This is a genomic window from Enterococcus sp. DIV0546, from assembly GCF_051712785.1.
GTDB classification, from domain to species: domain Bacteria; phylum Bacillota; class Bacilli; order Lactobacillales; family Enterococcaceae; genus Enterococcus; species Enterococcus faecalis.
The window spans coordinates 1081707-1106161 of record NZ_JBIOPO010000001.1; the positions used below are offsets into that span (position 1 = coordinate 1081707).

Genomic DNA, 24455 nt, shown 5'->3' on the forward strand with positions numbered 1-24455 from the left:
AATTCAAGTCAACAACAGATAAATGAGGTGAAAGAAAATGGAAAAGAAAATGCGTCACTTGGGCCATGACTATAGTTACAAAAAGTTTGCCCATTCAGAAGTAGAAAAAGTTTTACAACGTTTCGGCTCAACTTGGGATGGCATTAAACACCAAGATATTGAAGAATTACAAGAACGTTATGGCCGCAACAAAATTATGAATGAAAAAAAAGCTTCACGGCTGCGACTTTTTATAAAATCGTATATCACGCCGTTTACTTTGGTGTTATTAGCACTAGCCACGATTTCATTTTTTACAGAATATGTCTATGCTGCGCCAGAGGAAAAAGATGTTACTGGCGTGTTAATTATGTTAGCGATGGTCATCTTAAGCGGCACGATGAGTTTTGTTCAATCAGTCAAATCAAGCAATGCAGTTGAAAAATTACAAAATATGATTAAAGTTACAGCGACAGTCATTCGTGACAAGAAGCAAATGGAAATTCCTATTGAGGAAGTTGTGTGTGGCGACTTAGTCCAACTATCCGCTGGCGATATGATTCCAGCCGATTTACGTTTAATCCAATCTAAGGACTTATTTGTTTCCCAATCATCCCTGACTGGAGAGAGTTTTCCCATTGAAAAACACGCGACTCATCAAAAAGATAGTGATCAAATTGATACAGAATACGACAATCTTTTGTTTTTAGGAACAAATGTAATTAGTGGCACTGGTTTAGGCATTGTCATTAAAGTTGGTAATCAAACTTTATTCGGACGGATGGCTTCTGATAACGGAGAAGAGCAGCAGCAGACGAGTTTTGAAACAGGAATTAATAAAACAACGTGGGTGCTGATTCGCTTTATGTTGGTCATTACGCCGACTGTTTTTCTAATTAATGGGTTAACAAAAGGCGATTGGGTGGAAGCATTAATGTTCGCGATTGCCACAGCTGTCGGCTTGACACCAGAAATGTTACCTATGATTGTAACAACCAATTTAGTCAAAGGTTCTCGAGAAATGGCTAAAGAAGGCACGATTATGAAAAATGTCAATGCCATTCAAAATTTTGGCGGGATGGATGTACTTTGTACGGATAAAACAGGTACCTTAACACAAGATAAAGTAATTTTAGAATACCACTATAATATTGGGTGCCAAGAAGATCAAAAAGTCTTGGATTTAGCATTTCTAAACAGTTATTTTCAAACGGGCTTGCGTAATTTAATGGATAACGCCGTTATTCAAGCGGCGACGCAAGAAAGTGATATACAATCAGATGATTTTTATAAAGTAGATGAAATTCCTTTCGATTTCAATCGACGTCGAATGAGTGTGATTATCAAAGAGTTTAAAACGCGAGAAACACGCTTAATTACCAAAGGGGCGGTTGAAGAAATGCTCTTGGTCTGCACACAGGTACTTTTAAATGGCGAAATTGTGCCCTTAACAGAGACGCTACGTCAAAAAATTACCAAAGACGTTGAAGCTTTAAATCGAGATGGTTTGCGCGTTCTAGCAATTGCCGATAAAAAAGTCGAAGCGGCTGAATGGGAGTATACAACTAAAGATGAATCAGAGTTGATTTTACAAGGTTATCTTGCCTTCTTGGATCCGCCAAAAGAAACAGCAGCGGCAGCTATTCACGCCTTGCATCAACATAATGTAGCTGTGAAAGTATTAACGGGGGACAATCAGTATGTGACGCATTCTGTTTGTAAAGAAGTTGGTCTGGCTGGCGAAAAAATTATTACAGGAAATGAACTTCAACAATTAAACCAAGAAGAATTAAGAAAAACCGTTCAAGCGTATAATATTTTCGCCAAAATTACGCCTGACCAAAAAGTTCGTATTGTAAATGCGTTAACTGAAAATGGTCAAACTGTTGGCTTTTTAGGTGATGGAATAAATGATGCTGGAGCAATGCGTGCTGCTGATGTAGGAATCTCTGTTGATACAGCTGTCGATGTGGCGAAAGAATCGGCGGATGTAATTTTATTGAGAAAAGATTTAATGGTTTTGGAAAAAGGAATTTTATCTGGACGGCGCGTGTTTACGAACACGATGAAGTACGTCAAATTAACAGCAAGTTCTAATTTTGGCAATGTTTTTTCCGTGATCCCAGCAAGTATCTTTTTACCATTTTTACCGATTGCTCCGATTCAATCGCTATTATTAAATCTAATTTACGATACTTCGTGCATGTCAGTTCCTTGGGACAAAGTAGATGAAGAATACGTAGAAAAACCAAAAAAATGGGAACCAAAATCAATTGGTAATTTTATGCGTTGGTTTGGCCCAACGAGTTCTATTTTTGATATTGTTACCTATTTATTTATGTATTTCATTGTGTGTCCGGCTATCCTAGGTGGCTCATTCTTTGAATTAAATGGAGCAGATCAATTGCTCTTTATCGGTATTTTCCATGCAGGGTGGTTCATTGAGTCCTTATGGTCCCAAATGCTCGTCTTGCATTTCCTACGAACAGAAAAAATGCCTTTCCTTCAAAGTAGTGCTTCTGGAATTATGACGTTAGTCACTACAGCAGGGATTGTTCTCGGAACTGTTTTACCTTTTACCGCTTTCGGTGCAGAACTAGGATTTGTCGGTTTATCACCAAGCTATTTCTTGTATTTAATCCCGACAATTGTTGCTTATTTAGCACTGGTTGCGTTCATTAAAGTTATATACGTCAAACGTTACGGTCAATTACTGTAACTGATTTGTACTATTATATATAGAAAAATTTTTTTACTTTTCTTTCAAGGTTGAGGAGGTGTCGGTTTTTATGACAGCTCCTCGTTGTTGTTTTAAGTGACTGTGCGAATTTTTTTATGGATTTATTTGTCATTTACAGTTAGTATGGCTAGTAGAGACTTTCCAAAAAGAACGAGCTTTTTGGTAATAAGGAGATAAAACGAGCTAATGACCAAAACAAACCAACTTTCAACTTCAACGCCGATGTTCGATCGGTCGGCCTATATTCATATTCCATTTTGTGAGCATATTTGTTATTATTGCGATTTTAACAAGGTCTTTTTAGAAGGACAACCAGTTGATGAATATATTCAGAGTTTATTAAAAGAAATTCAACTTACGCAAGCATTGTATCCAGAACAAGAAATGAAAACAATCTATATTGGCGGAGGCACGCCAACTTCATTATCAGCGAAACAGTTAGATGTGCTACTAAATGGGGTTCGCGAACAGCTAACATTTGATGACCGAAATGAATTTACGGTGGAAGCAAACCCTGGTGATTTAACCCAAGAAAAATTACAAGTCATGAAAAACTATGGCGTCAATCGTCTTTCGATGGGCGTTCAGACATTTGATGATCGTTTGCTCAAAAAAATCGGTCGCAAGCACACCGCCGCAGATGTTTATGAAACAATGAAATTTTTAGAAAAAGAAAATTTTACCAATGTCAGTATTGACTTAATCTATGCTTTACCTGGACAAACATTGGAAAGTTTTCGCGATACTTTGACAAGAGCCTTAGCATTGGACTTGCCACACTATTCGCTTTATTCATTAATTCTTGAAAATAAAACAATGTTCATGAACTGGGTTCGTCAAGGGCGTTTACAGCTGCCTGAAGAAGAAATCGAAGCACAAATGTTTGACGAAACGATTGAAGCAATGGAGAAAAAAGGACGTCACCAATATGAAGTCAGTAATTTTGCTTTAACAGGAAAAGAAAGCCAGCATAATCTAGCTTATTGGAATAATGACCACTACTATGGATTTGGCGCAGGTGCCAGCGGCTATCTTGGGCAAACTCGTTACAAAAATCACGGCCCAATCCAACATTATTTGAAACCCTTGCGAGAAAATCAATTGCCAATTGTGGAGACTGAAGAATTAACTCGTCTAAATCAAATAGAAGAAGAGCTATTTTTAGGCTTACGTAAAAAAGTAGGCATTTCTAAACAAAAATTCCAACAAAAATTTCATGAACCAATTGAAGCAATTTATGGAGAGGTCATTCAACGCTTAATCAATGAAGAATTATTAATTGAAGAAGCAGATATCTTACGTTTAACGAAAAAAGGACTATTTGTGGGGAATAATGTTTTTGAAGCATTTTTGTTAAGTGAAAAAGAGTAAAAAAATCATCGAAGTGTGACAAAGCATTTCGATGGTTTTTTTATTACAAAAGTTGGTATTGATGGTTTTTGAAGGTGGTTTGCAGCGATTAGCACTCTTGCGTGAAGAGTGCTAAAAAGTTGCGTATTTCCCTTGACAAAAAGGTAAGGACTTGTTATATTAGTATATGTAGTTAGCACTTAGATGTTAAGAGTGCTAATGAAGGGTGGTAATAACGATGATTACAGAAAGACAACAAAATATCTTGAGACTTATCATCCAAAATTACACGAACACGGGCTTACCTGTCGGTTCTAAGAAATTGATGGAGGATGGCATTGCCTCTAGTTCTGCCACAATTCGTAATGATATGAAAGCATTAGAAGAATACGGCTTATTAGCTAAGACCCATTCTTCTTCAGGGCGAATCCCCTCAATGGCTGGTTATCGTTACTACGTGGATCATCTTTTACAACCAACACAAGTAGAAGAGAACGAACTTAGAAGAATCCGTCAATCTTTTGGAAAAGAATTTCATGAGATTAATGATATTATTCGACAATCAGCTGAAATTCTATCAGAATTGACAAGTTATACTGCTTTTTCATTAGGACCTGAAGTGAAAGAACGGAAATTAACCGGCTTTCGAATGGTTCCTTTGAATGATCGGCAAGTCCTTGCTATTATAGTGACAGATAAAGGCAATGTTGAAAACCAAGTATTTGCCATTCCTGCCGCTGTTTCTAGCCAAGATCTTGAAAAAATGACACAAATCATCAATGATAAGTTGGTTGGACAACCTTTGTTGACCGTTTATCATCGTTTGCGGACGGAGATTCCGATGATTTTACATCGCTATTTCCAAACGCCAGAAGGAATGATGAACTTATTCGATGAGATGTTAGGACATGCCTTTGAAGAAAAAGTCTTTGTCGGTGGTCGCATGAATTTGTTAGATTTTGGCATCAAACAAGATATTGAACAATTGAAATCTGTCTATTCCTTTATGCAAAATTCTGATGAGCTGACGCATTTATTAAATGGTTCTGCAACAACAGAAAATCCAATTGTTTTTCGTATCGGCTCAGAAATTGGCAACAATCTCTTAGAAGATATGAGCATGATCACTGCTACGTATGAAGTATCAGGACATGGCAAAGGAACAATTGCCCTGCTAGGACCAACCAGTATGCCGTATTCAAAAATATTCGGTTTGGTAGACACGTTTCGACATGAGCTAGCTTCACAACTAGGTGACTATTACCGTTTTTTAGGTAATTAAGCAAACCTTGTTAGGATAAGAAGTAGATGCATAAAGAGAAAGGAAGTTGCTGAAGTGAGTAAAAAAGAAGAGAAGCAAGAAGAATTACAAGAAGAAATGGAAGCTGTTGATGCTGCTGGCGTTTCTGAAGTAGAAGTTGAAGCAACAGAGATTGAAAATCTTAAAGCAGAGCTTTCCGAAATGGAAGACAAGTTCTTGCGGGCAAGAGCCGAAATTGCTAATATGAGCAATCGAAATAAAAACGAACGAGAATTATTAGTTCGTTACCGCTCACAAGATTTAGGTAAAAAGATTTTACCATCTATTGATAATTTAGAACGAGCAATGGCCATTGAAGTATCAGATGAACAAGGTGAAAGCTTGAAAAAAGGTATTTCGATGGTGCTAGAAAGTATTACTGTGGCTTTAAAAGAAGAAGGAATTGAAGAAATCCCAGCAATGGGTGAAACCTTTGATCCAAATTTACATCAAGCCGTTCAAACAGTCCCTGCTTCTGAAGAAACCCCAGCAGATACCATTGTTGAAGTTCTACAAAAAGGGTACAAATTACAAGATCGTGTGTTACGACCATCAATGGTCATTGTTGCACAATAACAAATGTTAATTAAAAATATATTATTATAGAAAACTAATACAGATTGGAGATATTCACTATGAGTAAAATTATTGGTATTGACTTAGGAACAACAAACTCAGCTGTCGCAGTGCTAGAAGGCGGCGAAGCGAAAATTATTGCAAACCCAGAAGGTAACCGCACAACTCCTTCGGTCGTTTCATTCAAAAACGGTGAAATTCAAGTGGGCGAAGTAGCAAAACGTCAAGCTGTTACAAATCCTAACACGATTTCATCTATTAAACGTCACATGGGTGAAGCTGGCTACAAAGTTGATGTTGAAGGAAAATCATATACACCACAAGAAGTTTCTGCAATGATCTTACAATATTTAAAAGGTTTTGCTGAAGACTATTTAGGTGAAAAAGTTGAAAAAGCAGTTATTACAGTTCCTGCATATTTCAACGATGCGCAACGTCAAGCAACAAAAGATGCTGGTAAAATTGCTGGCTTAGAAGTAGAACGGATCGTTAACGAACCAACAGCAGCAGCTTTAGCTTATGGTTTAGATAAAACAGACAAAGATGAAAAAATTCTTGTCTTTGACCTTGGTGGTGGTACATTCGACGTGTCAATCCTTGAATTAGGCGATGGCGTTTTCGATGTATTATCAACAGCAGGTGATAACAACCTAGGTGGGGATGACTTTGATAATAAGATTATTGACTACATGGTTGCAGAATTCAAAAAAGAAAATGGCATTGACTTAGCTAACGATAAAATGGCATTACAACGTTTGAAAGATGCTGCTGAAAAAGCGAAAAAAGACTTATCAGGTGTAACAAGCACACAAATCAGCTTGCCATTTATTACTGCTGGCGAAGCAGGACCATTGCACTTAGAAATGAACTTAACTCGTGCAAAATTTGATGAATTAACAAGTGATTTAGTTGAACGTACAAAAGTACCAGTACGTCAAGCCTTGAAAGATGCTGGATTAAATCCTTCTGAAATCGACGAAGTTATCCTAGTTGGTGGTTCAACACGTATTCCAGCTGTAGTTGAAGCTGTTCGCAAAGAAACAAACAAAGAACCAAACAAATCAGTTAACCCTGACGAAGTAGTAGCAATGGGTGCTGCCATCCAAGGTGGCGTAATCACTGGTGATGTTAAAGACGTCGTCTTATTAGACGTAACACCGTTGTCATTAGGGATTGAAACAATGGGTGGCGTATTTACAAAATTAATTGATCGTAACACTACGATTCCAACAAGTAAATCACAAGTCTTCTCAACTGCTGCTGACAATCAACCAGCTGTTGATATTCACGTTTTACAAGGTGAACGTCCAATGGCCGCTGATAATAAAACATTAGGTCGTTTCCAATTAACAGATATTCCTGCGGCTCCTCGTGGTGTGCCACAAATTGAAGTAAGCTTTGACATTGATAAAAACGGGATTGTAAATGTTCGTGCGAAAGACTTAGGCACTCAAAAAGAACAAACAATCACGATTAAATCTTCTTCAGGTTTATCTGATGATGAAATCGAACGTATGGTGAAAGATGCTGAAGCAAACGCTGAAGCAGATAAACAACGTAAAGAAGAAGTTGACTTACGTAACGATGCAGATGCTTTATTATTCACTGTTGATAAAACATTGAAAGAATTAGAAGGCAAAGTAGATGCTGAAGAAGTGAAAAAAGCAGAAGATGCGCGTGATGAATTAAAAGCAGCCATCGAAGCAAACGATATCGAACAAATGAAAGCAAAACGTGATTCATTGAATGAAATCGTCCAAAACTTAACAGTAAAACTTTACGAACAAGCTGCGCAACAACAAGCACAAGAAAATCCTGAAGCTGCCCAAGGTGGCGCTGATGATGTTGTTGATGCTGATTTTGAAGAAGTAAATGGTGATGACAAATAATCAATAACAATTGATTTTAGGGACTGGATCATTAGTACAATGACTAATGTCCCAGTCCCTTGTCTTTTGTGAGAAAATCAACCACAATCAAGTTTGCAAGAAACTATTTAGGTTTTGAAAGAACTGTGGTATGATTACAACGATGTTAAACAAGCTGAAAATACCTATTCACAGCTAGTAACACTGATTCAAGGTGTGACAGATAATCCAACCAGAGAGACCGAAAGCAATCGATGAATTTGGCTGGTTCTAAACACATTGTAAAGTTTGAAGAAAGTTGGAGGGAAGTCAATGGCGACGAAACGAGATTATTATGAAGTGCTAGGATTAGCAAAAGGTGCTTCAGATGATGAAATTAAAAAAGCATACCGCAAACTTTCCAAAAAGTACCATCCAGATATTAACAAAGAAGCCGATGCGGAAGAAAAATTTAAAGAAGTTTCTGAAGCGTATGAAGTATTAAGTGATCCACAGAAAAAAGCGGCCTATGACCAATATGGCCATGCAGGAACTGATCCTAATTACGGTGGCGGCGCTGGTGGCTTTGGCGGTTTCGGTGGCGGCGGATTTAGCAGTAGTGGTTTTGGTGGATTCGAAGATATTTTCGATTCATTCTTTGGCGGCGGTGGCCGTTCTGTTGATCCAAATGCACCAAGACAAGGCGCCGATTTACAATATACAATTCAATTGAAATTTGAAGAAGCTATTTTCGGTGTCGAAAAAGAGATTAAGTACAATCGAGAAGATACTTGTGCAACCTGTGGCGGTAATGGCGCCAAACCAGGCACACACCCAGAAACTTGTCATAAATGTCATGGCTCTGGAACAATCAATGTTGAACGTCAAACGCCATTAGGTCGTATGATGAGTCGTCAAACTTGTGATGTGTGTCATGGCACAGGGAAAGAAATTAAAGAACCATGTCCAACTTGTCATGGCACAGGTCATGAGAAAAAAGCACATACTGTCAAAGTAAATGTGCCTGCTGGAGTAGAAGACGGCCAACAAATGCGCTTAGCTAACCAAGGAGAAGCGGGTACCAATGGTGGGCCATATGGTGATTTATATGTAGTCTTTCGTGTTGAAGATAGTGATATTTTCGATCGAGATGGCGCAGAAATCTACTATGATTTACCAGTAAGTTTTGTCCAAGCGGCTCTAGGGGACGAAGTAACTGTACCAACTGTTCATGGTGACGTGAAATTAAAAATTCCGGCTGGAACACAAACTGGCACAAACTTCCGCTTAAGAGGCAAAGGTGCGCCACGTTTACGTGGTGGGGGCAATGGTGATCAACACGTGAAAGTGAAATTAATAACACCAAAAAATCTTAATGAAGAACAAAAGGATGCCCTACGAGCTTTTGCAAAAGCTGGCGGACAAAATGTAACTGAACAACAAGAAGAAGGCTTCTTTGATAAAATGAAAGATGCGTTTGGCGGTAAGAAGAAAAAATAAAAGAGACAACCCAGTAAGTCATGAATATTTCGTGGCTTGCTGGGTTTATTTTTCCTTTACATTTGAATAAAGTTATATTACGATGAGAAAAAAGGGTGAATATTATGGTGCTAGATATTGGTAAAAATATCCAGATGTTGAGGTGTAAAAAAGGATTATCTAGAGAATCCCTCTGTGAAGATGAAAGTAAACTTTCTGTCAGGCAATTAACTAGAATAGAAAATGAAAACGCAAACACTACGATTAGTGTACTAAACTTTATAGCGAAGCAATTAAATGTGGCTGTAGTAAATTTAATTGAACAAAAAAGTGAACTGCCTAGAGACTATTTAAAATTAAAACATAAAGTTTTTAAAACGTACCCTGTGATAGGTAGCTTGGAAAGGTTAGAATATAAAGAAGGGATTTTAGAGTTAATATATGAAAAGTATTTTTTTGATCTTCCGTTAGAAGAACAACTAACTATTGAATTAGAAAGTTCAATAATAAGTACTGTAGTAACTAAAAATGTAGACTACATGGAAAATCTTTTGAAAAATAATTTTAAAAGATTAATAGAACCTGAAGTTTATGGTATTAACGAATTATTACTTTCAAAGATATATTTTGAGATGCTCCATAGTTACGGATGGAATGAAGGTGAATTTAGTAAAATATTAAAAAAATTAATCTGTAGTATCAATTACTTGTATGATTTAGAGCTTGTTATTTTGGATGGAGTTTTCACTTCCGTTGCTAGTATTTGTTTTAGAAAAAAAAGATATGAGGATTTATACAATATAATCAAATTTTCTAAGCAAATAAGAAAGCAGGCTCACTGGTTAAATAACTGGGCAATATGGGAAATGTTAGAAGGAAAATATGAAGTAGTTGTTAACAAAAATTTGGGCAAAGCTGATAATAAATACTTGACTGCAATAAATATAGCTGAGTTATTAAGTGATTACCTATTAAAAGAAAAAATATTAGATGAATGGGAGAAAGACAAAAAAATAATTATGCCTTAAATTGTGTTTATAGTCAAGGACAAAAAAGTCATTTTTAATTAAATCATTCTTGTGTATTATGTTACAAAGAAAGGAGATTTATTATGGGAAATGAATGGTGGATTGTTTATACATTGAATAATTAGGTATTTAACCTAATTAAAATATATTTTTTTAGGAGGATTGGGTAATGAAAAAAATGTCAGAAATTTCGATGGTAGAAAAGAAAGTGATGGAAAACACAAAAAGTAAAGTCAAGAAAGAGGTAAGTAATCTTTCGAAAGTATATTCTTGCTGCGCAAAAACTCAACGTCAAGTAAATATACACATTTAATCAAAAAACTCACTATAAAATCTTTATTTTATAGTGAGTTTTTTTTAAAGGAGGAATTAAAAATGTTTTATGTTCCTGCAATTTCTGAAGATAGATTTGTAGAATATTTTGAAATTCAGATTGCCCAGTCAGATACTACTGTAATTACAGGGTTAGTAGGTTCGCAAATAAAAGATTCAGTATTTATAGCGAAAACATTGCTTAAAAATAATAAACAGAAGTTTGGTTTAAATGAAATAAAAGACTTTCATATCCATTTTACTAATAATGATATATTTAAAGATGGACCTTCGGCGTCTCTTGGGATTTTTATGGCAATATTATATTATCAGAAGTATCACACCAAAATGAAGCTAATAAATAGCGATTTTACATTTTTAGTAACTGGAGATGTTGATTTGAGGGGAAATGTCAAAGAAATTGGTGGTTTGGAGGAGAAAAGAAAATTTTTTAGAAAAGAAAATTTTTCTTTATTTGTTATACCTAAAGAAGGTAATGAAGTGTTACGTTATAGCGATGAATTAAGTTGTGATAATATTTATGACACTTTGTCTATAATAGAAATGAGGGCTTCTCATGTTGAAAAAATCTAATTATATATTTGTAGAAAGAGGAAAAGAAACTGTAAGAATAATAAATTATTTTTCTCTCACTGTTTTTGAAGTTCCTTATCAACTATGGAATAGAATTGATGATTGGGTGAAATATGATTTGGAATTAGTGGAGAAGCTAGTTGCAAATGGTATATTAGTTCAAAAAAAATATAAAGAAGAAAATTATTTGGAGTACATATACAATTCTCGCTTTTTTGAAAATAATTATTTCATAAAAATTGAAAATATCAATGATTTGAAAGAATTGAATAAAATTTGTAAAACATATAATTTATATAAAAATATATGCATAGAAATGACTTTTGAAACTGATGAATATCATTTTGAAAACTTTAATCTATTTATCAGAAATAGTTCTACATTAAAACTGAAAAACAATAAAAATTTTTTTGTAAAAAAATATAATGACTGCAAGCAAATATATGATTACCCTGAGGAATTACTTTTTTTATTTGGTATGTTTCCTTCATTGCAAGTAACGTTTGGCTTTTTCAAAACTATGCTTAGCAATAAAGATATTTGTCAAGAATTTAATGAAAGTAAAATATCAATATACAATAATATAAGGGATGAATATAAAGCTGTGTTGGAGAGGGATGAATAAATTGGAAAGACTTAGTAAGTATGTTGTAAAAACTAGGATAAATAAAAGTCAGACTGCGCTTTACAATATGTTAACAAAACAACATATGCTCATTGATAACGAAAATAGAGACTCCATGTATCCAGAATTAGAACATCAGTTTTATATGAATAAAACATGTAAATCTGACAAAGAAGAACTGTTGAATCCTGTAAGAAATTCATATTTATTTTCAGACAAAGTTGCACGATATGTCGTTCATTTAAATTATGATTGTAATTTAAAGTGTAGTTATTGTTATCAGAATGTTATTCCAGAGAAAGAAGTAATGACAGAAGTTACAGTTAACGAGGTTGTTAATTTTATAAATGTTTCTGTAAACGACATCCAACCAGAACAAGTGGATATTTGTTTTATCGGAGGGGAACCCATGCTTCATTCAAAATCAATTGAAAATATTATGAAAACTTTGAGTGTACCTAGGGAGCGAACTCATTTCAATATGGTTACTAACGGTACTATAATGGGGAGAAAATACCAAAGATTGTACGATTTAGGTCTGAAAGAGCTTATGATTACATTAGATGGTCCGAGGTTAATACATGATAATTTTCGTGTTTCGAAACACGGAAGTGGTAGCTTTGATAAAATTTTGGAGAACATAGCATTATTAAATGAAAAATATCCAGATATTAACATTCAAATTAATTGTAATCTAAATGCTGAAAATGTAGATTCTATTCCTGAATTAATTCAACAATTAAAAGTACAAAATATTACCTATCCACTTATATTTAGTGATGTCATAGATACTAAAGATGAACAGTATGAATATACTTTAAAAGAAGATACTCATTGGTACGAAGTACACAAAATAGCACTGGAAGAGGGATATACATACGAACCATTTTATAGAGATATATTTTTAGGATGCAGCATGTTTCAAAAAAATAATTTTATTATTGGAGCAAATGGTTATCTTTATTCATGTATAGAAGCAGTAGGTTTAAAACAATTTCAACAAGTACATGTAAGAGAATATGGTGAATTCATGTTTGATTTTATCCGTTCGCAAGAGATTAATAAAAATGAATCTTTAGAGGACTGTATAGAATGTAAGTTTTTACCTGTTTGTGATGGGGGTTGCTATTATAAGAGATTCAGTAAAACGTTTAAATGCCCCAAAAATTCATTTGAGAGTAATTCTATCCCTCTAGTGCATGAATTTTCAGAAAGGATGTATCTTAATGGAAGAAGTGATTAAATGTCAGAACCTCACTAAAAAATTTGGACAAGAACTCATTTTTGAAGATTTATCTTTTGCAATTAATAAAGGAGAAATTTTTGTGATTCTTGGTAAGAATGGCGCAGGTAAATCAACCTTGATTAAAATTCTGTTGGGAATGATCTATGCGACCAAGGGAGAAGTAAAATATGCTGGAATTAAAAAAAAATAATTCTGCTCAGCTATATAGCAAAATGGGAGCAGTTTTGGAATCAGTAGACAATATCTACCCTTTTTTATCCGGGATAGAAAATATTCGTTATTTTCTAAGTTTATCTGGAAAATCATACAAGAAGGAAAAACAAAAAGTTCATCAATGGGTCCAACGCTTTCAGTTGCAACAAGCTATTCACAAACCGGCAGGAGCTTATTCACGAGGTATGCAACAAAAATTAGCCATTATTTGTGCGTTAGTTAAAGAAACAGATATTTTATTTTTAGATGAACCAACCTTAGGTTTAGATTTTCAGTCAAATAAAGAAATTATGGCAATTATTGAAGAATTAGCGCACCAAGAGCAAAAAACAATTGTCTTAACCTCCCATCAAGCGGATGTTTTAGAAACCTTGTCAGATCGAGTCTTGTTGTTAAATAACGGTAAGCAATTATATTATGGTAGCTATTCGACCTTTATAAAACAATTTGAATCTGATATGTATGAAATAGTTTTTAATTTTTTAGGAGAACCCTCAAAAGAAATAATTCTTGAAGGAGAGGAAACAGCACAGCTAGAACTACAAAATTTAATCAAACAAGGGTACCAAATTAATAGATTTGAAAAACGTAAGAAAAACATTGAAGAAATTTTAAGGGAGGTTTATCATGAAAATTCTACAAGCATTCGTTGGTGAACTTCGTAAATATTTATTTGAAATTAAAATGTATTACCCTGACCAAATTGTGAGTACAGTGATTACGATTTTTATTTTTATTGGTATGGGATTAATGAGCGGAAACACGTCGGAAAGCTCTTTTTATATTGGATTTGTCTATTGGTTTTTATTAAGTAGTTTAATTGGCGAAGCCTCAGTTTCAACTTCTAGTGAAAAACAAATGGGTGTTTTGGAACAATTAATGATTCAACCAATCGGTTTGAAAAAACTAATTTTAATTCGTTCGAGTATTTGGGGTGTCGTTAATTTAGTGAAAGTTCTTGTAGCACTTATTATTTTAAAAGTGATTTTAAATTTAACTTTAGGCTTCCATATGCTCTTGGTTCCTATTTTTTTTATTGCAAGTCTCGGAATTCTTGGGTTTACGATGCTTTTGTGTGGCCTAACGTTAAAGTTTACTAAAACAGCTTCTTTTGAGTCGATTATTTCATATGGAATAATGATTTTATCAGGTGCGATTTTTCCTCTGGGATTATTACCTAATTGGCTTCAAAAAATAGGTCAATTACTACCTATTACTAAAGGAATCAAAATTAGTCAAACCTTGATTCAAGGTGAAGCAATTTCTAGTGGAGAATATCTATTATTTATTATTATTTCTGTTAGTTATCTGACTTTAGGAATTTTAGCGTTTGATAGTATTTATGACAAGAGTAAATCTGCAGGTGTAGATCGTAGATATTAACAGAATAAGCTGACTCTCTTAAAAGTTTATTGAAAAGTAAACTTTTAAGAGCTTTTTTATTTCCAAACATTTTACGAGAATATTTTAAAATTTAGCGTATACTTAATATAAGCAAGTTAGGAGGGCTTATTTATGAAACCATATGTTTATGTAATCAGTGATATTCATGGACAAGCAGATTTGTTTGATGCCTTACTCACAGACTATGACCCAGTCGAGCATCAGCTAGTTTTAATTGGTGATTTAAACGACCGTGGTCCGGATTCTAAAGCCTGTTTTCTCAAAGGAAAAGAACTTGTCGAGCAACACGACGCTGTTTATTTACGAGGCAATCATGAAGAATATTTTTTGCAGTTTCTTCAAAATCCAGAGGACTGGTTTGCAGGATATGTTCGCAATGGTGGCAAGGAAACAATTGAAAGCCTCTTGCATCCAGGAGCTACTGCAGAATACTCACCAACAGAAATGGCCTTAATGATCCGTAGTCGCTATCCAGAGTTAATTGATTTTTTAACAAAACGACCGCTTTATTTTGAATGGCAGCATTACTTATTTGTGCATGCTGGGGTTGATTTAACGATGGAAGATTGGCGGCAAACAGCACCTAAGGATTTTTTGTGGATTCGTGAACCCTTTCATCAAGGGAAAAATAATACAGGCAAGACCATTGTTTTTGGTCATACCATTACTCCGATGTTACATGGTGATATGCAGACCACGGACCTTTGGCAAAGTGATGGAAAAATTGGGATAGATGGTGGTGCTATTTTTGGCGGTTCTGTACATGGTGTGATTTTTAATGAAAAAGGCATTGTCCAAGATATCGAATATCAAAAACGCACCCCTGCGTGGCAACCAGAATTTTGATTCCTTAATCGCACGAATCAGTTACCTCACTTCTATATTTAGAAGCAAAAATATGCTAAAATAGATAAGTATGCATAAGAAAAGAGGTATCTAGTTAATGGCAGAAGCTTATAACGAAGAAGTAGTAGCGCTACTTCAAAAAGAATTGACAACGTATCGTTCAAAACAAATAACAACGGTTTTAACTTTATTAAATGAAGGAAATACAGTTCCTTTTATTGCCCGTTACCGGAAAGAAATGACTGGAAGTTTAGATGAAGTCCAAATCCGTGAAATAGAAGAACGTTATCATTATTTACAAAACTTGAAAAAGCGGAAAGAAGAAGTTCTCCGTTTAATTGAAGAGCAAGGAAAACTAACAAAAGAACTCAAAACAGATATTCAAAAAGCAGTAAAAATGCAACAAGTGGAAGATTTATATCGACCATATAAACAAAAACGTCGGACTAAAGCGACTATCGCGAAAGAAAAAGGGTTGGAACCATTAGCAGATTGGTTGCTCTCTTTACCTGAAAACGCGGATATCTTAGCTAAAGCGGCTACTTTTATTAATGAAGAAAAAGAAGTTGCAACCGCCGAGATAGCCTTGCAAGGTGCTCATGAAATTTTAGCAGAACGTATTAGCGATGAACCAAAATACCGAACATGGTTACGTGATTATATGGTTAAACATGCGCAATACGTTAGCGTAGTTAAGGATGAAGAAAAAGACGAAAAGCGGACCTATGAAATGTATTACGATTTTGCAGAACCAGTTAGCAAAATGGTGCCGCACCGTGTCTTAGCAACGAATCGTGGTGAAAAAGAAGACATTTTAAAGGTTTCCCTTGTCGCTGATGAAACAAAAATTAATGATTATTTCCAACGTCAACTAATCGGCAAACAAGCAACAAGTTTTGCTGCTCCATACATTGAGGCTGCTTATTTAGATAGCTATAAACGATTTATTGGGCCAGCGATTGAACGGGAGATCCGCAATGAATTAACAGAAAAAGCTGATGAACAAGCGATTGCAATTTTCGGTGAAAATTTACGTAATTTATTATTACAGTCACCACTTAAAGGAAAAGTTGTTCTAGGATTTGACCCGGCTTATCGGACAGGTTGTAAATTAGCAGTTGTCGATGAAACGGGTAAAGTTTTAGCAATTCAAGTGATTTATCCACATAAACCAGCGACTGCTGCGAAACGTGAAGCCGCTGGTCCAGCCTTTAAAAAAATCATTGAAGACTATCAAGTGGACATGGTAGCTATTGGAAACGGAACGGCAAGTCGTGAATCTGAATTGTTTGTGGCAGAGCAATTAAAAGCGGTGAAGCGTGACGTCTTTTACGTGATCGTTAATGAAGCAGGGGCTTCCGTTTACTCTGCGAGTGAAGTGGCTCGTAAAGAGTTTCCTGATTTACAAGTCGAAGAACGAAGTGCGGTCAGCATTGCACGTCGTTTACAAGATCCGTTGGCAGAATTAGTAAAAATTGATCCCAAAGCAGTCGGGGTCGGTCAATATCAGCATGACGTATCGCAAAAACGTCTTGCCGAGCAATTGAATTTTGTTGTAGAAACTGCGGTAAACCAAGTTGGTGTTGATGTGAATACAGCGAGTGCTCAACTTTTACAACATATTTCTGGCTTAAATAAAACAACGGCGCAAAACTTAGTCACTTATCGTGATGAAAATGGTGTCTTCACAGCACGAAATCAAGTCAAAAAAGTACCTCGTTTAGGACCAAAAGCATTTGAACAAGCAATTGGCTTTTTACGAATTCCTAATGGCAAAAATGTGTTAGATAACACTGGCATTCACCCAGAAAGTTATCCAGTAGCACAAGCAATTTTAGAAAAAGCAGAGATTGCTTCTAAAGAATTAGGGACAGCAGAAGCTATCGAAAAATTGAAACAGTTACCAGTGAATCAATTAGCTACTGAGTTAGAAGTAGGTTCAGAAACACTCACAGATATTATTGCTAGTTTAATCCAACCAGGTCGTGATATGCGCGATGAGATGTCAGCGCCACTTTTACGTAAAGACGTGTTGACGATGGAAGATTTGAAACCAGGAATGGAAATGCAAGGGACTGTTCGAAACGTAATTGACTTTGGTGCGTTTGTCGATATTGGTGTGAAGCAAGATGGCTTAGTCCACATTTCTAAGTTAAGTACTAAATTTGTTAAGCACCCAACGGATGTTGTTGCGGTGGGTGATGTAGTCACAGTTTGGGTAGAAGATGTTGACTTGAAAAAGGGGCGTATTAGTTTAACCATGTTGCCTCGTGCTGATAGAAAAGAGTAACAATGAAAGAGTCTCAACCAGTCTTGATGACAGATCAAGCGCTTCAAACGCTAGTGGAAAAAATTTCAATCGTATTTTTTCAGAAACCTTTTCTGCATCAAGCTACATTTAATCGGCGGTTAAAAACTACGGGCGGTCGCTATCATTTAGCTTCGCATCACCTGGATTTTAATCCAACTGTCTTTTTAAAGTATGGACAAGAGGAACTGGAAAAAGTCATTAAGCATGAGTTATGTCACTATCATTTACATTTAGCTGGCAAAGGCTATCAGCATAAAGATAAGGACTTTAAAGAGTTATTGGCTAAGACTGGCGGTGCCCGTTACGCACCGCCTCTGGTAGAACGGAAAAAAGCAGTTTTCCATCAGTACCAATGTCAGTCTTGTGGAGAAGTCATCCTCAGAAAACGACGAATTGATACGACACGATATGTCTGCGGAAAATGTCATGGGCGTTTGTCCTGGCAAGCGAAAAAAGAACAAATCTAACGATTCTGGTCTTTGTTATCTTGACAAAGACCAGTAATTATTTTAGGATAAATAAGTGCTCTTAAAATGCAGATGTGTTGGAATTGGCAGACAAGCATGATTGAGGGTCATGTGGACAGATGTCCGTGTGGGTTCGAGTCCCATCATCTGCATCAACTAGTATAACAAAATGTCGGGACAGAAGTGTTTAACTCCGAGAAATAAGAAGGAATTTCCGAAAATTGTTCTTTAATTTTTGGAGAATTTCGGCTTATTTCCGAAGAAGTTGCTTCTATTCCCGCCGTTTATCAGTTTTTGAGCGTGGAGCAAAAATCCAAAGTGATTTTTGTCCCACGCTCTTGTTTATTACGGAAAAACCATCAATTTTTTATTAAATTCTGATATTTATTATTGCTTTTTCATTATAGTTGGCGTAACTTTAGAGTATAAATTTGTGAAGCGAGGGAGTCCGTGTGAGAAATTTTAAAAAATCCGATAAATTAAATAACGTAAGTTACGATGTCCGTGGTCCTGTTTTAGAAGAAGCAGAACGCATGCAAGAAGAGGGCATACGTATTTTGAAATTAAATACAGGGAATCCAGCGCCATTTGGTTTTGATGCCCCAAATGAAATTGTGCGCGACATGATTGTAAATGTTCGCGATTCAGAAGGTTATTCCGATTCAAAAGGTATTTTTTCTGCAAGAAAAGCGATTGAACAATATTGCCAATTAAAAAAATTTCCTAATGTAACGATTAATGATATTTACACTGGTAATGGCGTGAGTGAATTAATTACCATGTGTATGCAAGGCTTGTTAAATAACGGCGATGAAGTACTTGTGCCAATGCCAGACTATCCTTTATGGACTGCGTCTGTTTCTTTGGCAGGCGGTACGCCCGTCCATTATATTTGTGATGAGCAAGCAGAATGGTATCCAGACATTGATGATATAAAATCAAAAATAACTTCGAATACAAAAGCAATCGTTATTATAAATCCAAATAATCCGACTGGTGCTTTATATCCGAAAGAGTTATTACTAGAAATTGTCGAAGTGGCACGTCAAAATGATTTAATTATTTACTCCGATGAAATTTATGATCGCTTGGTCATGGACGGTTTGGTTCATGTACCGATTGCTACATTAGCACCTGATTTATTTGTCGTAACATTGAATGGTTTGTCAAAATCACATCGAGTGGCAGGCTTCCGATGCGGTTGGATGGTGTTAAGTGGAGATAAATCACGAGTAAAAGGGTATATCGAAGGGCTAAATATGCTTGCTTCCATGCGGTTATGTTCGAATGTGTTGTCACAACAAATCATTCAAACCGCATTAGGCGGCTATCAAAGTGTCGATGATTTACTTTTACCAGGTGGCAGAATTTACGAACAACGAGAATTTATTTACAATGCGATAAATGATATTCCTGGTTTATCAGCCGTGAAGCCTAAAGCAGCTTTCTATATTTTCCCGAAAATTGATACGGCCAAATTCGACATTTATGATGATGAAAAATTTGTTTTAGATTTCTTACACAAACATCATATTTTATTAGTCCATGGTGGTGGGTTCAACTGGCAACAACCCGATCACTTCCGTATTGTTTATTTACCGAAAATGGAAGACTTAAAAACTACAGCAGATAAAATGCGTGAATTTTTAAGTACCTACAAACAAAAATAAAAGAACTACCAAAAAATAGCCTCTAACGAAGCTATTTTTTGGTAGTTCTTGTTTTATCAACAATACTATTCTGCGGTTTCACATGCTTTTTTACTAATAATCATTCGGTTGGTATATTTTTCTTCCATATCAGGACTAGGATTTGCTACTACGATGAGATAAGAATTTTCATACTCCTTCTCCACAAAGCCTGAATAATTTGTTTTTTCCCAAATGAAGTGAACCTTTTTCTCTTCGGCCATACAATAACACTCCTTTTTAATAAAAATGAACCTATTTATTTTCTAAGAAAACCTTAGATAATGTTCTTGCAGTATATTATGCAATAAAGTACAATAAAAGCATAATGCGAATTCGCATATTTTGACAAAATCCCCATTTTGCAAGGAAAATGGCCGATATAAATAGGAGCTATTGTGATGAATTCTTTAGGTGCAGTTATTAAAGAAATTAGAAAAAATAGAAAATTGACACAGAAAATGTTATCAGAAGACATCTGTTCGCAAAGTGTTTTAAGTCGCATTGAAAACAATGAAGAGTTGCCAAACGTTCTCGTAATGCAACAACTTTGTGATCGTTTAGGTGTGACTGTTGACCAGATTATGCGTTATAAATCTGGTGATGTGCATGTTGTTACGTATTCATTTGAAAAAATGGCTGAATATTTTCGCCATAAAAAATATCAATTATTATTAAATTATTTAAAGGAAAATCGTATTGAAGAACAATTGTATTTAGATACGGACTGGCAAAAATATTATTATTATTTAGGTAGTTGTGAATTGTTTGTTCTAAATGATTATGAAAAAGCTATTGCTAGCTTGCGTAAAGGGTTATCTTTCACCTATAAAGCCGATAAGTTAAATGTTTCTGATTTAGAGATTCAATTAATTAGTTGTCTAGGTGCCACTTATGGTTACATGGGCAATCGAGTAGAAGCAGAACGATTTTTAAGTTTGAGTATTCATTATTTTAATCAATTGCCAAATGAACGCAGTAATGCAGAGTTAACGAAAATATTTTTTAATTATGCTGATTTCTTATTTAAAAATTATACAGAAAAAGATGCCGAAATTTATGTGGATCAAGGAATTACTTGGGCTCGCAAAAAAAATAGTTATTATTATTTAAGTGAATTATTAAATCTAAAATATTTAGTTTTAATGAGAAAGAATAAACATGAAGAAGCGGAACGTTATCTGAACTTAGCACAACAAATGAAAAATGTGGAAAGTGGCAATCTTTAAAAAATCCTCAGAATTGCTTAAAAGGTCTACACCATTTCTTGACTTTTGTACTGATTAAGAGTACTTTTGAAGTAAGTAAAATAAAGAAAGAAGGATGAAGATGAAAACATTTATCTTTGCAGACAAGTTCTTTTTAAAAAGCGATGTTAAAGGACCTGGTTATTTAGAAATCACGGATGGTATCTTTGGTAATTATACAAAAGATGAACCGCAAGGGGACGTAAAAATTATTCGTGAGGAAGGCAAATGGATTGCCCCGGGTTTAGTCGATACTCATATTCATGGTTACATGAATCATGACGTAATGGATAACGATGCAGAAGGCATTAAAGTGATGTCTGAAGGCTTATTATCTTGTGGTGTAACTTCATTTTTACCAACAACGTTAACGTCAAGTAAAGAACGTTTAACAGACGTTGCACGTACGATTGGTCAAGTCTACCAAGAAGTACCTGGTGCAAAAATTCAAGGGATTTACTTTGAAGGACCTTTCTTTACTGAAGAACATAAAGGCGCACAAAATCCAAGTTATTTTGGAGATCCAGACCTTGATACATTCCACGAATGGCAAGAAGCTTCAGGCGGAATTATTAAGAAAATTGCGTTGGCACCAGAACGTAATGGGGTGAAAGAATTTGTTGAAACCGTTACAGATGAAGGTGTCGTTGTTGCTTTAGGCCATAGTAATGCGACCTTAGAAGAAGCTGATGTGGCAGTTGAAGCAGGCGCTAGCGTTTTTGTTCATGCATATAATGGGATGCGTGGCTTAAATCACCGTGAACCAGGGATGGTTGGTGCATTGTTAACGTTACAACACGTTTTCTCTGAATTAATTTGTGATGGACACCATGTACATCCGCAAGCGGCTGAAGTATTGATGGAAAAAGCTGGCCATGATCACGTTGCGTTAATTACAGACTGCATGATGGCTGGCGGTATGCCAGATGGCAACTACAATTTAGGTGAATTTCCTGTTGTGGTAGCAGAAGGAACGGCTCGTTTGGATACTGGGAACTTAGCAGGTAGTATTTTAAAACTAAAAGAAGCAATTAAAAATGTAGTTGATTGGGGTATTGCAACACCTGCACAAGCAATTATGATGGCTTCATTAGTTCCTGCGATTAGCTGTAAAATTGATGATCAATGCGGCATGATTGCAAATGGTCGTGATGCTGACTTTATCGTATTAGAACCAACCATGGAATTAGCAGCTACTTATTTAGATGGCGTTGAACGTTATCGAGCATAAGACACAAGAAAAAGCTTGCGGAAATTTATCCGCAAGCTTTTTTTATAATTCTTTTGGTAAAATCGCAGAAGTGATTTCTTTGTTCTCGTAGGCAATAAAAAAATCGATTAATTGCTTGTCAAATTGCTCAATATCCTCTTTGTAAAGGGAGCTGGGAATCACAAAGGTTTGCTCTAGAGTACCTGCTAGATAATCGCCATCTAAACTTTGGGCGACAACTAAAAATTCTTGTTTGCGCCAATGTTCCACATCTGTTTCAGAAATGGTTTCTGGAGAGGCTAAAAATTTACAATTTTCGACAAACTGTTCATCAATTTCTTCACTGAAAGTTAATTCAGCATCCTCTTCTTGAGGTTGAGAGAGGATTGCTTGCAAAAATGTTTGTGGTTTTGCATCGGGTAATGTTTCTTTTAGCTGTTCAAAATCCAATGAAAGTTCCTCCTTATTGTTTGTTTAAAATAGTTACTGAAAAATCAATGGGTGAATTTGTTTTAAGGCTTTTGGCTTCTAAGATGATTTTTTCAGCCAACAAATCGTTTCCGTTATATACAGGTGTCACGCGATAACGAACGGTTTCGCCGCGATCAAGAGCTGCCCGAATCTGATTTTCATATTTCGTCATATAAGGAGTGTTGACAGGATTCTGATACAAGGTGGTTAAGTTACGTGGATCATCACCACTGCCTCCCATTTGACGGCCGATTAGGTGGCCACGCGAATGATTAGCTTTTCCTGAAATGAAACCAGCTGGTCGAATATCTTTATTAGCGGAAGTTCCTGTATTGACCATTGCGGGTTTTAATAGCGCATCAGCGCCTGTCGCTCGTTTTAGACGATCTAGAGAATGATAAGTAATCCAGCCGTTTGAGTTATCCTTTAATTCCTCTGCTGAAAATGTGGCTTTACCATTTTCAATTGGTCCGGGATTATCTCCTTTTGGTGCTGGTGTGCTTGAAGGGGTGGTTGTTTGTGGTTGAACATTAAATAAATCTTGTAAAGCATCAGGAACTTTAACGCCAACCGCGCCTAAAATTAAAATGATTAATGCGCCAATCAGCATGATGGTTGAATTAAATGGTGGTTTCTTCTTTCTGTTTGCCATAACGTGCTCCTCTAATTTTATACTTGCAATAGTCCAAATTTAAGTGGACCATCTTTTCTATTATACGTAAATTTGCTAAAAAATCAAAAAAGGCTTTTCTTTGAAAGACTTGTTTTCTCAGATATGTTACTATTTTAATGTAGAAGGGAAGGGATAGTGGATGGCCTATATTGAAGTCAAAAATGAATACAAGCGTTACCAAATGGGAGAGACAACTATTACTGCGAATGACGGCATTTCTTTTGAAGTGGAAAAAGGAGAAGTAGCGGTTATTTTAGGCCCCAGCGGTGCTGGAAAATCAACTGTTTTAAATATTCTTGGTGGAATGGACAGCTGTGATGAAGGGGAAATTATTATTGATGGCACAGATATCGCTCAGTTTTCAGAGAAACAATTAACCACTTATCGACGAAATGATGTCGGGTTTGTTTTCCAATTTTACAATTTAGTCCCAAATTTAACGGCAAAAGAAAATGTCGAATTGGCTTCGCAAATCGTTGCGGATGCGTTGGATTCGACCAATGTTTTACAATCGGTGGGTTTAGGGGAACGTTTAGATAATTTTCCAGCGCAACTTTCTGGTGGTGAACAACAACGAGTAACCATCGCCCGTGCGATTGCTAAAAAGCCCAAGTTACTTTTATGTGATGAACCGACAGGAGCACTGGATTATGAAACAGGGAAACAAATTTTAACTATTTTGCAAAATACTGCTCGTGAAACTGGAACGACCGTCTTAATTATTACCCACAATTCAGCCATTGCAGAAATGGCCGATCGGGTAATTCGAATTAATGATGCGAAAGTTCGCGAAATGACTGTGAATGATCAGCCTAAATTGGTTGCTGAAATTGAATGGTAGGTGCCTAA

Annotated in this window: 25 protein-coding genes and 1 tRNA gene; 23 read left to right on the plus strand and 3 right to left on the minus strand. The window is 35.7% G+C overall.

The window, feature by feature from the left end; all coding sequences use genetic code 11:
• The first annotated feature begins 37 nt into the window (after nucleotides 1-37).
• The 20 genes from mgtA (at nucleotide 38) to IGJ24_RS05355 (ending at nucleotide 19987) form a co-directional block, all read left to right on the plus strand.
• Complete coding sequence (gene mgtA, locus IGJ24_RS05260; protein ID WP_174125737.1) at nucleotides 38-2698, plus strand: magnesium-translocating P-type ATPase; 2661 nt, start codon at nucleotides 38-40, stop codon at nucleotides 2696-2698.
• Nucleotides 2699-2941: 243 nt separating this feature from the next.
• On the plus strand, nucleotides 2942-4090 hold the full coding sequence (hemW, locus tag IGJ24_RS05265) for a radical SAM family heme chaperone HemW (protein ID WP_174125797.1): 1149 nt from the start codon (nucleotides 2942-2944) through the stop codon (nucleotides 4088-4090).
• A gap of 217 nt (nucleotides 4091-4307) precedes the next feature.
• Nucleotides 4308-5351, plus strand: a complete 1044-nt coding sequence (gene hrcA / locus IGJ24_RS05270) for a heat-inducible transcriptional repressor HrcA (RefSeq protein WP_002357828.1) — start codon at nucleotides 4308-4310, stop codon at nucleotides 5349-5351.
• A 54-nt stretch (nucleotides 5352-5405) separates the two neighbouring features.
• Nucleotides 5406-5945, plus strand: coding sequence for a nucleotide exchange factor GrpE (gene grpE, locus IGJ24_RS05275; protein ID WP_002357827.1), 540 nt, complete (start codon nucleotides 5406-5408; stop codon nucleotides 5943-5945).
• Between the two features lie 59 nt (nucleotides 5946-6004).
• Nucleotides 6005-7834: a molecular chaperone DnaK gene (dnaK, locus tag IGJ24_RS05280; protein ID WP_002357825.1), complete on the plus strand. Its 1830-nt coding sequence runs from the start codon at nucleotides 6005-6007 to the stop codon at nucleotides 7832-7834.
• 114 nt (nucleotides 7835-7948) lie between these two features.
• Complete coding sequence (locus tag IGJ24_RS05285) at nucleotides 7949-8071, plus strand: hypothetical protein (protein WP_002357824.1); 123 nt, start codon at nucleotides 7949-7951, stop codon at nucleotides 8069-8071.
• A gap of 54 nt (nucleotides 8072-8125) precedes the next feature.
• Entirely contained in the window at nucleotides 8126-9292 is a 1167-nt protein-coding gene (gene dnaJ / locus IGJ24_RS05290; RefSeq protein WP_002361704.1) for a molecular chaperone DnaJ, read from the plus strand.
• Nucleotides 9293-9396: 104 nt separating this feature from the next.
• Nucleotides 9397-10299 carry a helix-turn-helix domain-containing protein gene (locus IGJ24_RS05295; RefSeq protein ID WP_002419808.1) on the plus strand — a complete coding sequence of 301 codons (903 nt, stop codon included), beginning with the start codon at nucleotides 9397-9399 and terminating at the stop codon, nucleotides 10297-10299.
• Nucleotides 10300-10468: 169 nt separating this feature from the next.
• Entirely contained in the window at nucleotides 10469-10612 is a 144-nt protein-coding gene (locus tag IGJ24_RS05300) for a hypothetical protein (RefSeq protein WP_002384628.1), read from the plus strand.
• A 62-nt stretch (nucleotides 10613-10674) separates the two neighbouring features.
• On the plus strand, nucleotides 10675-11205 hold the full coding sequence (locus IGJ24_RS05305) for a S16 family serine protease (RefSeq protein WP_016615759.1): 531 nt from the start codon (nucleotides 10675-10677) through the stop codon (nucleotides 11203-11205).
• Entirely contained in the window at nucleotides 11189-11830 is a 642-nt protein-coding gene (locus IGJ24_RS05310) for a hypothetical protein (protein WP_010819950.1), read from the plus strand. The genes IGJ24_RS05305 and IGJ24_RS05310 overlap by 17 nt, the downstream gene beginning before the upstream one ends.
• Nucleotides 11823-13073, plus strand: a complete 1251-nt coding sequence (locus IGJ24_RS05315) for a radical SAM/SPASM domain-containing protein (RefSeq protein WP_002406332.1) — start codon at nucleotides 11823-11825, stop codon at nucleotides 13071-13073. The genes IGJ24_RS05310 and IGJ24_RS05315 overlap by 8 nt, the downstream gene beginning before the upstream one ends.
• Nucleotides 13057-13266, plus strand: coding sequence for an ATP-binding cassette domain-containing protein (locus IGJ24_RS05320; protein WP_438775364.1), 210 nt, complete (start codon nucleotides 13057-13059; stop codon nucleotides 13264-13266). The genes IGJ24_RS05315 and IGJ24_RS05320 overlap by 17 nt, the downstream gene beginning before the upstream one ends.
• Nucleotides 13244-13945 carry an ATP-binding cassette domain-containing protein gene (locus IGJ24_RS05325; RefSeq protein ID WP_438775365.1) on the plus strand — a complete coding sequence of 234 codons (702 nt, stop codon included), beginning with the start codon at nucleotides 13244-13246 and terminating at the stop codon, nucleotides 13943-13945. Before IGJ24_RS05320 ends, IGJ24_RS05325 begins: the two co-directional genes overlap by 23 nt.
• Complete coding sequence (locus IGJ24_RS05330; protein WP_002388066.1) at nucleotides 13917-14672, plus strand: ABC transporter permease; 756 nt, start codon at nucleotides 13917-13919, stop codon at nucleotides 14670-14672. The genes IGJ24_RS05325 and IGJ24_RS05330 overlap by 29 nt, the downstream gene beginning before the upstream one ends.
• 132 nt (nucleotides 14673-14804) lie before the next feature.
• On the plus strand, nucleotides 14805-15539 hold the full coding sequence (locus IGJ24_RS05335; protein WP_010819951.1) for a metallophosphoesterase family protein: 735 nt from the start codon (nucleotides 14805-14807) through the stop codon (nucleotides 15537-15539).
• Nucleotides 15540-15636: 97 nt separating this feature from the next.
• The gene (locus IGJ24_RS05340; RefSeq protein WP_289865763.1) at nucleotides 15637-17829 is read left to right on the plus strand and encodes a Tex family protein; all 2193 of its coding nucleotides are present in this window, start codon (nucleotides 15637-15639) and stop codon (nucleotides 17827-17829) included.
• Between the two features lie 26 nt (nucleotides 17830-17855).
• Nucleotides 17856-18317, plus strand: coding sequence for a SprT family protein (locus tag IGJ24_RS05345; protein WP_002365561.1), 462 nt, complete (start codon nucleotides 17856-17858; stop codon nucleotides 18315-18317).
• A 68-nt stretch (nucleotides 18318-18385) separates the two neighbouring features.
• Nucleotides 18386-18469, plus strand: a tRNA-Leu gene (locus IGJ24_RS05350).
• Between the two features lie 300 nt (nucleotides 18470-18769).
• Nucleotides 18770-19987, plus strand: a complete 1218-nt coding sequence (locus IGJ24_RS05355; RefSeq protein ID WP_002357817.1) for a pyridoxal phosphate-dependent aminotransferase — start codon at nucleotides 18770-18772, stop codon at nucleotides 19985-19987.
• A gap of 65 nt (nucleotides 19988-20052) precedes the next feature.
• Here IGJ24_RS05355 and IGJ24_RS05360 read toward each other — a convergent pair whose 3' ends face one another.
• Nucleotides 20053-20229 carry a hypothetical protein gene (locus IGJ24_RS05360; protein WP_002357816.1) on the minus strand — a complete coding sequence of 59 codons (177 nt, stop codon included), beginning with the start codon at nucleotides 20227-20229 and terminating at the stop codon, nucleotides 20053-20055.
• A 177-nt stretch (nucleotides 20230-20406) separates the two neighbouring features.
• Here IGJ24_RS05360 and IGJ24_RS05365 point away from each other — a divergent pair, with 177 nt between their 5' ends.
• Together IGJ24_RS05365 and nagA are read left to right on the plus strand one after the other, a co-directional pair.
• Nucleotides 20407-21234, plus strand: coding sequence for a helix-turn-helix domain-containing protein (locus IGJ24_RS05365; RefSeq protein WP_002381942.1), 828 nt, complete (start codon nucleotides 20407-20409; stop codon nucleotides 21232-21234).
• Nucleotides 21235-21334: 100 nt separating this feature from the next.
• The gene (gene nagA / locus IGJ24_RS05370; RefSeq protein WP_002357814.1) at nucleotides 21335-22483 is read left to right on the plus strand and encodes an N-acetylglucosamine-6-phosphate deacetylase; all 1149 of its coding nucleotides are present in this window, start codon (nucleotides 21335-21337) and stop codon (nucleotides 22481-22483) included.
• A 42-nt stretch (nucleotides 22484-22525) separates the two neighbouring features.
• Here the strand turns inward: nagA and IGJ24_RS05375 are convergent, their stop codons facing one another.
• Nucleotides 22526-22912, minus strand: a complete 387-nt coding sequence (locus IGJ24_RS05375; RefSeq protein WP_002360464.1) for a hypothetical protein — start codon at nucleotides 22910-22912, stop codon at nucleotides 22526-22528.
• Nucleotides 22913-22925: 13 nt separating this feature from the next.
• Nucleotides 22926-23585 carry a DNA/RNA non-specific endonuclease gene (locus IGJ24_RS05380; protein ID WP_002357812.1) on the minus strand — a complete coding sequence of 220 codons (660 nt, stop codon included), beginning with the start codon at nucleotides 23583-23585 and terminating at the stop codon, nucleotides 22926-22928.
• 160 nt (nucleotides 23586-23745) lie between these two features.
• On the opposite strand from IGJ24_RS05380, the gene IGJ24_RS05385 reads away from it, so the two are divergent.
• Nucleotides 23746-24447 carry an ABC transporter ATP-binding protein gene (locus IGJ24_RS05385; RefSeq protein ID WP_002363831.1) on the plus strand — a complete coding sequence of 234 codons (702 nt, stop codon included), beginning with the start codon at nucleotides 23746-23748 and terminating at the stop codon, nucleotides 24445-24447.
• Nucleotides 24448-24455 lie beyond the last annotated feature (8 nt).